10 protein-coding genes and 1 pseudogene are annotated in these 8,789 nt (G+C 66.7%); 7 read left to right on the top strand and 4 right to left on the bottom strand.

Annotation, left to right across the window (positions count from 1 at the left end; all coding sequences use genetic code 11):
* Window positions 1-74 precede the first annotated feature (74 nt).
* The 3 genes and pseudogenes from ACRDPN_RS02025 to ACRDPN_RS02015 form a co-directional block, all read left to right on the top strand.
* Window positions 75-521 (top strand): annotated as a pseudogene (locus ACRDPN_RS02025) (IS110 family transposase); the annotation flags it as partial.
* 7 nt (window positions 522-528) lie between these two features.
* Window positions 529-1,008: a transposase gene (locus tag ACRDPN_RS02020; RefSeq protein WP_431445657.1), complete on the top strand. Its 480-nt coding sequence runs from the start codon at window positions 529-531 to the stop codon at window positions 1,006-1,008.
* A gap of 390 nt (window positions 1,009-1,398) precedes the next feature.
* Window positions 1,399-2,181 carry a hypothetical protein gene (locus ACRDPN_RS02015; protein WP_431445656.1) on the top strand — a complete coding sequence of 261 codons (783 nt, stop codon included), beginning with the start codon at window positions 1,399-1,401 and terminating at the stop codon, window positions 2,179-2,181.
* Window positions 2,182-2,393: 212 nt separating this feature from the next.
* Here the strand turns inward: ACRDPN_RS02015 and msrA are convergent, their stop codons facing one another.
* Window positions 2,394-3,032, bottom strand: coding sequence for a peptide-methionine (S)-S-oxide reductase MsrA (msrA, locus tag ACRDPN_RS02010; RefSeq protein ID WP_431445658.1), 639 nt, complete (start codon window positions 3,030-3,032; stop codon window positions 2,394-2,396).
* Between the two features lie 92 nt (window positions 3,033-3,124).
* On the opposite strand from msrA, the gene ACRDPN_RS02005 reads away from it, so the two are divergent.
* The 3 genes from ACRDPN_RS02005 (at window position 3,125) to ACRDPN_RS01995 (ending at window position 6,310) form a co-directional block, all read left to right on the top strand.
* On the top strand, window positions 3,125-4,234 hold the full coding sequence (locus ACRDPN_RS02005; protein WP_431445655.1) for an AI-2E family transporter: 1,110 nt from the start codon (window positions 3,125-3,127) through the stop codon (window positions 4,232-4,234).
* A 25-nt stretch (window positions 4,235-4,259) separates the two neighbouring features.
* On the top strand, window positions 4,260-5,450 hold the full coding sequence (gene ilvA / locus ACRDPN_RS02000; protein ID WP_431445654.1) for a threonine ammonia-lyase: 1,191 nt from the start codon (window positions 4,260-4,262) through the stop codon (window positions 5,448-5,450).
* A gap of 122 nt (window positions 5,451-5,572) precedes the next feature.
* Window positions 5,573-6,310, top strand: coding sequence for a hypothetical protein (locus ACRDPN_RS01995; RefSeq protein WP_431445653.1), 738 nt, complete (start codon window positions 5,573-5,575; stop codon window positions 6,308-6,310).
* On the opposite strand, the gene greA is transcribed toward ACRDPN_RS01995, so the two are convergent.
* The 3 genes from greA to ACRDPN_RS01980 all read right to left on the bottom strand — a co-directional run bounded on the left by greA (window position 6,276) and on the right by ACRDPN_RS01980 (window position 8,242).
* On the bottom strand, window positions 6,276-6,779 hold the full coding sequence (gene greA / locus ACRDPN_RS01990; RefSeq protein ID WP_431445652.1) for a transcription elongation factor GreA: 504 nt from the start codon (window positions 6,777-6,779) through the stop codon (window positions 6,276-6,278). The two genes, ACRDPN_RS01995 and greA, sit on opposite strands and share 35 nt — an antisense overlap.
* A 67-nt stretch (window positions 6,780-6,846) precedes the next feature.
* The gene (locus tag ACRDPN_RS01985) at window positions 6,847-7,224 is read right to left on the bottom strand and encodes a DUF4307 domain-containing protein (protein WP_431445651.1); all 378 of its coding nucleotides are present in this window, start codon (window positions 7,222-7,224) and stop codon (window positions 6,847-6,849) included.
* A 13-nt stretch (window positions 7,225-7,237) separates the two neighbouring features.
* Complete coding sequence (locus ACRDPN_RS01980) at window positions 7,238-8,242, bottom strand: AraC family transcriptional regulator (protein ID WP_431445650.1); 1,005 nt, start codon at window positions 8,240-8,242, stop codon at window positions 7,238-7,240.
* Between the two features lie 44 nt (window positions 8,243-8,286).
* On the opposite strand from ACRDPN_RS01980, the gene ACRDPN_RS01975 reads away from it, so the two are divergent.
* The gene (locus ACRDPN_RS01975) at window positions 8,287-8,541 is read left to right on the top strand and encodes a DUF4242 domain-containing protein (protein ID WP_431445649.1); all 255 of its coding nucleotides are present in this window, start codon (window positions 8,287-8,289) and stop codon (window positions 8,539-8,541) included.
* The last annotated feature ends 248 nt before the right edge of the window (window positions 8,542-8,789 follow it).

Genomic DNA, 8,789 nt, shown 5'->3' with positions numbered 1-8,789 from the left:
CGGTGGCGCAGCGGTTGCTCGCTGATGGGGAGCAGGTGGTCGACGTGCCGGCGAAGCTGGCAGCTCGGGCGCGGATGCTCGACACCGGGCACGGCCGCAAGACCGACGCCGATGACGCGCACTCCGTGGCGGTCGCCGCGGTCCGCGCGAAGGACCTCCGGGTGCTTGCACTTGACCCGGAGCTGGAGGCGTTTCGGATGCTTGTTGATCGCCGCGAGGAACTCGCCAAACAGCGGACCCAGACTGCGAACCGGCTTCAACGTTTGCTTGCCGAACTCACTCCGGGGAAGGCGAAGAAGGACATCACTACTGGTCAGGCCAAAGCGATCCTCGCCTCGATGCGCCCTCGTGACCTGGTCGGGAAGACCCGCCGCCGGCTGGCCGCCGAACAGCTGGCCGAGCTGGTCGTGGTCGAGAAGAAGATGAAGGCCATGACCACCGAGCTCAAAGCCTTGATCGAAGCCAGCGGCTCGAACCTGATGGACCTGCCCGGCGTCGGGCCGATCGTTGCCGCCCGGGTCCTCGCCGATGTCGGTGATGTCGCCCGGTTCACCGACCGCAACCGGCCGGTTCGCCTCATGGACCGGCACCGCCCCGATCGAGGCGTCCTCCGGAGAGACCGTGCGCCACCGGCTCTCGCGGGCCGGGAACCGGCGGATGAACCACATGATCCACATCGCCGCAGCCACCCAGATCCGCCTCGATACCGAAGGTCGCGCCTACTACCGGCGCAAACTCGCCGCCGGGAAGACCCGGATGGAAGCAATGCGCTGTCTCAAACGCCGGATCTCCGACGCGATCTACCGACAACTCCTCACCGATGCGCGAGCACGCGGCACGGGCCCGGGAGGGCAATGCGGGGCGACTCTGAAATCCAGCGCGGTCGACCTGCCCCCTCACATCGACACTTCGGATCAGCCACTTCCCGGACCCGCGAATCCGACGCTACAACCGACCCCGCGTCGCCGAAAGACCACCGAGGCATCGGTGGTCCGATCGGGTTCTTGACAACAGAGGGGAGCCGAAGTGACGCGGGTCGGACACTCAGGAGGATCCGCCCCAACGCGTGGATCGAATTCGATGTGAGCCAAGGAAGGTCCGGAGGGTGGACTAGTGCACAAACCACGACGTGGAGATTCTCGTAGTCGTACTGGTCTCGTAGAGACACATGGCTGCCAAATCCTCGACCACACCTCCTGCCCTGACTGATGTCCGGCATCGGAAAACAACGGATTTGCCATCATCAGGGCTTCGAAAGGCGTTGAATAGAGAAACCAGTTCCTGATGCCATGACATCAAGGAGCGCCGGGAGGCGCCATGGAGAACGGCCCAATCCCAACCCCCAACCCCACTCCCACCCCGGTAGTAGTGGTTCGCGGCCCGAAAGGGCCGGGCTTCATGCGTCGCGTCATCGAGGCGATCCCGACGGCCATCCTGACGTCAATACTGACTACATTCTTCCTAGCGCTTTGGGCGCCAAACATCTCGAACTACGTTTCGTTGTTCCGGCCAACATGCGAGGATCCGCAAGGGCTTGTTGAGATCCCGCGTACCGAAATCCGTGCAGCGGCCGACTCGGAAATCGCAAACTATTCATCTAGGAATCTGCTGGATGGGCGAGTCGTCAACGTTTGGGTGCCGCGCATCCTTCCCAAGAATGAGCGACCAGCGGGGGTATCGAGGAAGCGAGAATTTGCTGCCATCGATCCCGATCAGAATCTCGTGACCCTGACGCTGAAGAACGAAAGCGACGTCCAGCTTGTCTGCGTGGTCAATGGGCTCGCGAATGACTACTCCAACTATCTGAATTTCGCCCGCGTGCGGTCAGTTCGCGCATGGACGGATGCCGACCCTTCCAAGGAGTTGTCGGTGCTCAAGTCAATGGACGAGGGTTCATTTCAGAACTTTCAGGACGTGCGCATCTCAAGGGGCGATGCGACGAAGCTGATGATCCAGGTTCTGGACGCATATGAGGGACAACACAATTTCTCGCGCGACCCCGATCACTGTAAGCCCCTGAGGACGAAGGCGAACGAGGCTGACCCCGGCGGCGGGCAGCTGAAGAACGGCCAAAAGGCTGACCCCCTCGGCTGCATTCGTACTGCGACACCTAGTCCCGGTCTGGCCGAAATCAAGGTGTATCGCCTTGAAGAAAGCCGGTGGAAGACACTCTTCACGTGACCGCTGACATGGGCGCAGTTGGCTCAGTCGCCGCTCGCGGGACATTCGAATGCCACCAATTCCAACTGGGCCGCGGTGACCGCCCGGCCTCTGGTGTGCTCGGCCACCTATCGGACTAGCCCATCCTGGGCGATTTGACGTAGCCAATCGGAGAAAGTTCTGAACGATTCTCCTGAGTCGGGAATCCGCCCATTGATCGACGCGTCGTCGGCTCAGTCCTCGTATCGGACGCCTGTGGCATGGATCGGGCAGTAGCCGTTTTTGTTGCGTTCCAGATACTGCTGGTGGTGTTCCTCGGCGTAGTAGTACTCGTCGAGCGGCTGGATGCTCGTGGTGATCTGCCCGTATCCGGCGGCCGTCATCTGCTCCTGGTAGTGCTTGCGTGATGTCTCGGCCAGGTCCTGCTGCTCGGGGGTCGTGGTGAGGACGAGCGAGCGGTACTGGGAGCCGCGGTCGTTGCCCTGACGCATGCCCTGCGTCGGGTCGTGGTTCTCCCAGAACACCTGCAGCAGCTGCTGAAACGACACCTCGGCCGGGTCGAAGATGATGCGCACGACCTCGGCGTGCCCGGTGCGACCCGTGCAGACCTCCTCGTACGTGGGGTTCGGCGTGATGCCACCGGCGTAGCCGACCGACGTAGACCAGACGCCGGGCACCTCCCAGAACGTCTTCTCCTCACCCCAGAAGCAGCCGAGGCCCACGACGACGGCCTCCATGCCCTCGGGCGGATCGGTCTCGATGGGGTTGCCGAGCACCAGGTGCCGGTTGCCGACGGCGTGCTGACGCACCTCGCGCCCGGGCAGGGCGTCGGCGGTTTCAGGAAGCTGGGTCTTGCTCTTGCCGAAGATCATGGTGTCCACCTCTCTCGTCCAGCCTACGGACGTCCTTGACGTGATGCCCATTGCTTGATGGTGACGGGCTGGTGACGGTTAGGCTCGGCGGCGTGACAGGTGACGTGGAACACAGGTACGGGGTGCCCGTCGGTGTCGAGATTGCCGCGAGCTGGGCGTGGCGGCTGCTGCTCATCGCGGCTGCGGGCGGCGTCGCGATCTGGCTGCTGCGCTACTTCTCCGAGGTCACCGTCCCGATCGTCGTGGCCGTCCTCGGCACCGCATTGACGATCGGAGCGGTCGACTGGCTGGTGGAGCACCGCGTCCCGCGCCTGTTGGCCACGTTCATCGTCGTCATCGCGATGCTGCTGGTGTTCGGCGGCATGCTGGCGCTCGTCGGTCAACAGCTCTCCACCCAGGTCGACGACCTCAAGGCCAACATCGTCGAGGGCATCTCGCAGGTGCAGGACTGGGCCCGCACCGGACCACTTGGCCTCAGCGACGCCCAGCTGGAGAGCTGGATCGACGAGGCCAAGTCCACCATCTCCACGACAGACAGCTCGGTGCTCCCTCGCATCTTCGCGGTCGGCACGACCATCACGCACGTCGTCGCGGGCTTCTTCATCGCCCTGTTCTCGGCGTTCTTCTTCCTTTACGAGGGCAACCGCATCTGGAGCTGGGTCGTCGCGCTCTTTCCCCGTGCGGCCCGCGATCGCGTGAACTCGTCCGGCCAGACGGCGTGGCGTTCTCTCACCGCCTTCGTCCGCGCCACCGTCGTCGTGGCCCTCATCGACGCGATGGGCATCGCCTTCGCTGCCTGGGCGCTCGGCGTGCCGCTGACGCTCGCCATCGGCGTGCTGGTGTTCATGGGCGCGTTCGTACCGATCATCGGTGCGCTGATCTCGGGCATGGTGGCGGTGCTGGTGGCCCTGGTGGCGCAGGGCCCGTGGACCGCCCTGTTCATGCTCCTCGCCGTCATCGCGGTGCAGCAGCTCGAGTCGCACGTGCTGCAGCCGTTCCTGATGGGCCAGCTCGTGGCCGTTCACCCGCTCGCGATCATCATCGCGATCGCGGCCGGCGTGGTCGTGGCCGGCGTGGTGGGCGCGCTCATCGCGGTGCCGCTGGCCGCGTGCCTCAACGGAGTCGTGCGACACCTCGCAGCGGACGCCCAGGAGTTCCAGAGCGACCCAGAAGAGCTCCCACCTGAACCGGAACCGGCTTGAGCAGACGTGGCCTAAGGTGGCGGGCGTGAATCTCTCCGACGTCGATGCTGCCTGCGGCGTGCTCGACGGGGTCATCGAGGAGACCCCCTCGCTGCACTCGCGGTGGCTCACGACGCGCGTGGGTACGCCGGTCTACCTCAAGTGCGAGAACCTCCAGCGGGCCGGCTCGTTCAAGATCCGCGGTGGATACCTGCGCATTTCGCGGCTGAGCGAGGCCGAACGCGCCCGCGGCGTCGTGGCCGCGAGCGCCGGCAACCACGCGCAAGGGGTCGCGCTCGCCGCGTCGATGCTCGACACCAAGGCCACCATCTTCATGCCCGAGGGTGCGGCGCTGCCCAAGGTCGCCGCCACACAGGGCTACGGAGCCGAGATCGAGTTCTCGGGCACGGGCGTCACGGAGGCCCTTGTGGCCGCGCAGGAGTTCGCCGATCGCACCGGCGCCGTGCTCATCCACCCCTTCGACCATCCCGACATCGTCGCCGGCCAGGGCACCGTGGGCCTCGAGATCATCGAGCAGGTGCCTGACGTCCAGACCATCATCGTGCCGATCGGCGGCGGCGGGCTCGCAGCCGGCATCGCACTGCTGCGCGAACGACATCCGCACGTGCACATCGTGGGCGTCCAGGCCGAGGACGCCGCGTCCTATCCCGGGTCGCTCGCGCAAGGACATCCGCTCGCGACCGTCATGGGTCCGACCATGGCCGACGGCATCGCGGTCTCCAAACCCGGCGACATCCCGTTCGAGATCGTCGCCGCACAGCTCGACGGCGTCATCACCGTGAGCGAAGAGTCGATGAGCCAGGCGCTGCTCGGGCTGCTCGAGCGCAGCAAGATGCTCGTCGAGCCGTCCGGGGCCGCCGGCGTGGCCGCCCTGCTCGACCGCCCGGGCGAGTTCGAGGGACCGGTCGTCTCGGTGCTTTCGGGCGGAAACATTGACGCGCTGCTGCTGCTCGACGTCATCCGGCACGGCCTCGTGGCCGCCGGTCGCTTCATCCACCTGCGGGTGCGGATCTCCGACCGGCCGGGAGGGTTGATGCGTCTCCTGTCCGACCTCGCGGCCCTGCAGGTCAACGTCATCAACGTTACCCACGACCGCTCCGAGGAAGGGATCGGAGTGCGCGAGGTCGACGTCGCGATCGAGGGTGCGACCCGCGGCCCCGATCACCGGGCAGAGGTTGCGCGGCGGCTGGTCGAGATCGGTCACGCGGTTCTCTGACACCGGAACCCACTCCCGGCCGACCCGGGAGATCGTCCTGCCGGATTCGGGAACGGCGCCCCATCCCTCGTGAAGGGATCGGCGCGACGCTTCAGGAAGCACCAAGCTCACCTGGAGGTCTCATGTCCCGAAGCTCTCAAGCCGGCCTGGCCGAAGGCGTCGATCTGCGTCACGCCTCCCGCGTCCTGGCTGCCCTCATCCTGCCGATCGGTCCGCTCGCGGTCGCCGGTCTGCGCCACGTCCTGCCGTACTTCTCGGCCACGACTCCGAGCGAGACGGCCGCCGGCGTGCTGGCGGCCGAGGGACGACAGTCGACCGTGCTCTGGCTCGGGCTGATCGCCACGTTCACCCTGCTCCCGGGTGTGCTCGCCGTCGGTCGACTGACCCGGCGCGAAGCCCCGAGGATGACGGCCGCCGCGATGCTGCTGGTCGTCCCCGGGTACCTCGCCCTGATCTTCATGATCGGCAGCGACCTCGTGCTGTGGACGGGGGCTCGAGCGGGACTCGACGAGTCGACAATGGCCGAGCTCGCGGAAACCGTTCATCCAACGTCAGGCATCGCCGCGGGCGTGTTCGTCCTGGGCCACGTCATCGGCACCGTGCTGCTCGGGATCGCTCTCCTGCGAGTGCGTGCCGTGCCCACGTGGGCGGCGGTCGTGACGATGATCGCGCAACCAGCCCACTTCGTGGCCTTCGTGATCCTCGGGAGCCCGGCTCTTGATGCCGCCGCTTGGGCGGCGAACGGTCTCGCCTTCGCGGTGGTCGGCGTCGCGATCCTCAGGACGCCTGACGACGAGTGGGACCTGCCACCGGTCGGAACGACCCCTAGAACGGAACTGCGTCGACGATCTGGACGGTGATGGTCGAGCCGGTGGGGGCCTCGTACGTGGCCTCGTCGCCGACCTTCTTGTCGAGGATGGCCGCGCCCAGCGGTGACGTGGGGGAGTAGACGTCGAGGTCGACCGCGCTGTCCATGCTGAGCAGCTCGCGGGAGCCGAGCAGGAACGTCTCGGTGTCGGTGTCGCCAGCGAAGCGGATGGTGACCTTCATGCCGGCCTCGACCAGGCCGTCGTCGGCCGGCTTGTCGCCGACCTCGGCGCGGCGTAGCCGGTCCTCGAGCTGGCGGATCCGGGCCTCGTTCTTGCCCTGCTCCTCGCGGGCGGCGTGGTAGCCGCCGTTCTCGCTCAGGTCTCCCTCGTCGCGAGCGGCAGAGATCTTGGCCGTGATGTCGGCGCGCACGTCGGTCTTGAGATGCTCGAGCTCCTCCTGAAGGCGTTCGAAGGCCTCCTGCGTCACCCAGATGGTCTCGGTCTCAGTTGACTGAGTCACGAAAGCACACTCCTCTACGTGCGGCACCCCAGGCATCTTGCCCGGGGTGAAGCATCCAGATTACCACCTAATCCAAGGTTTGACACGTACGAAGGACGCCGGTGACGGCCCTTCTCTCGGTCTGCAGCGAGATGCTCACCCGGGTCGTCTCGCGGTCGCCGGCCGGCACATCGACGGTCTTCTCGCCCACGACCGAGTGGTCCAGCGACTGGGCGTAGACAGTGCACCGCACGGCGATCGGCTTGGGCCGATGAACGTTGAGCGTGACATCGACGCGGTGGTCGTCGACGACGTCGTAGCCGTACAGTTCGGCCGTGACCGGTCGAGGCTGGAACGCGATCCACGCGGCCCAGATGACACCCAGGACCACGCCCACCGTCGCGACGACCGGCCACAGCCAGCGGCGTCGACCCCGGGTGCCATAACGGTCGGACAGATCGGTCACACTGCCCAGTCTCTCAGGCGCGCCAGATGCTCGGCGCCTCGCCGTGCAGCCGCTTGAAGGCGCGACTGAAGGCCTCCTCCGACTCGTAGCCCACGCGACGCGCGATGGAGCCGACGCCCAGGTCGGTCGACGCGAGGAGGTCCTGGGCCACGTGCATCCGCCAGCCGGTGAGATAGCGGATCGGCGCGACCCCGAGCACCTCGCGGAAGCGGTCGTCGAGCAACGAGACCGACACGTTGACCGCGGCGGCGAGGTCGGTCACCGTCCACTTGCGTTCGGGCGATTCGTGGATCAGCGCCATCGCCGGCCCGACGACCGGGTCGCGCAACGCGGTGACGAATCCCGGATCGGAGGCTGGTGCGCTCGCCAGGTGCAGCTTCAGCACCTCGGTGAGCAGCATCTGCGGGATCTCTGGCGGGACCGCGAACCGGTCGTCGCCGACGAGCTTGGTCTGGTGCATGGCGTACTCGATGCCGGCCCGGACCCACTTTCGGGCCGCACCAGACGGGCTGACCACGAACACCGGGGGCAACGCACCCATCCGCGGGTCGAAGAGCGGGTCGTCGCAGAGCATGTATCCGCACATCACCTGGGTTCGCGCGCCGCCCTCGCCGTACTCGATGACCGGCATCCGGTCCCAGGGCGGGTCGGCCACCAGGTCGGCGGCCGCGGCCAGCACGGAGGTCTCCGCCGAGCCGCCCATCCGGTGGTCGTCGCCGTACGGGAGCACGATCACGTCGCCGGCGTTCGCCCAGTGCTTCTCGCCGCCCTCGGTCGCGATCCAGCACCGGCCGGCTCCGATCAGGTGGAAGAGGATGACCCGGTCCTCGCCGGGGATGAGCAGCGCTGCGATGTCCTCGGTGGGAACCGACCGGTAGGCCCATTTCTCCGAGTAGAGCCCGGTGAGGAAGATCGCGCCACGGACGCGCAGGTGCGCGAAGGCGTCCGAGAGCACAGCCGTGGCGTCCCGGTCAGGATCGGCGGGGGCGTGGTCATGGTCAACGACGGAGCCTGCCACGACGATCAGTGTGTCAGATGAAACCGTTCGAAGGAGAAGGAAAAATGCCACTCTTCATGGACGTTCACGAGGAGCTCCCCGACGGCGCGACAGCGTCCGACGTGGCGAGCGCGCACGCGGAGGATGTCAAGATCCAGGAGAAGTACGGCGTCGACTACAAGTCGTACTGGGTCGACGACACCAGCGGCAAGGTGTTCTGCCTTGTCGAAGCGCCGGACGCCGACACGGCGATCACGGTGCATCGCGAGGCCCACGGCCTGCTCGCGGACCACATCTACCCGGTCGTCCAGGGAGGCTGAGCCTAGGGCGCGTCTCCCGATCCCAACGGGCGCGACCGCGGCCCGCATCCCGACCGGCGGCGTTCTCGTCGGTCGCCGCACAACACCGGTGCGCCTCCCTCCTCGGCCTTGCCGGATCGGGCGCGGCGCACCGCTCCCTTTCCGAACCGGGTGGGGAAGAGACACGCCCTGGGGCAGCGGTAGCCTCGGGCCTCATGGAGAAGGTGGTCGTCGTCGGCATCGGAGCCGACGGGTGGTTCGGGCCGGTG

Origin of the sequence: Aeromicrobium sp., assembly GCF_050700635.1 — a bacterium.
GTDB lineage: Bacteria > Actinomycetota > Actinomycetes > Propionibacteriales > Nocardioidaceae > Aeromicrobium.
This window is presented reverse-complemented; position numbering and strand designations above follow the sequence as displayed.

What these genes read in the sequence shown, in the direction of transcription:
- msrA (WP_431445658.1), bottom strand. Translation starts at nt 3,032, where the DNA reads ATGATCTTCGGCAAGAGCAAGACCCAGCTTCCTGAAACCGCCGACGCC.
- ACRDPN_RS01995 (WP_431445653.1), top strand. Translation starts at nt 5,573, where the DNA reads ATGTCCCGAAGCTCTCAAGCCGGCCTGGCCGAAGGCGTCGATCTGCGT.
- ACRDPN_RS01975 (WP_431445649.1), top strand. Translation starts at nt 8,287, where the DNA reads ATGCCACTCTTCATGGACGTTCACGAGGAGCTCCCCGACGGCGCGACA.
- ACRDPN_RS02015 (WP_431445656.1), top strand. Translation starts at nt 1,399, where the DNA reads ATGCGTCGCGTCATCGAGGCGATCCCGACGGCCATCCTGACGTCAATA.
- ACRDPN_RS02020 (WP_431445657.1), top strand. Translation starts at nt 529, where the DNA reads ATGTCGGTGATGTCGCCCGGTTCACCGACCGCAACCGGCCGGTTCGCC.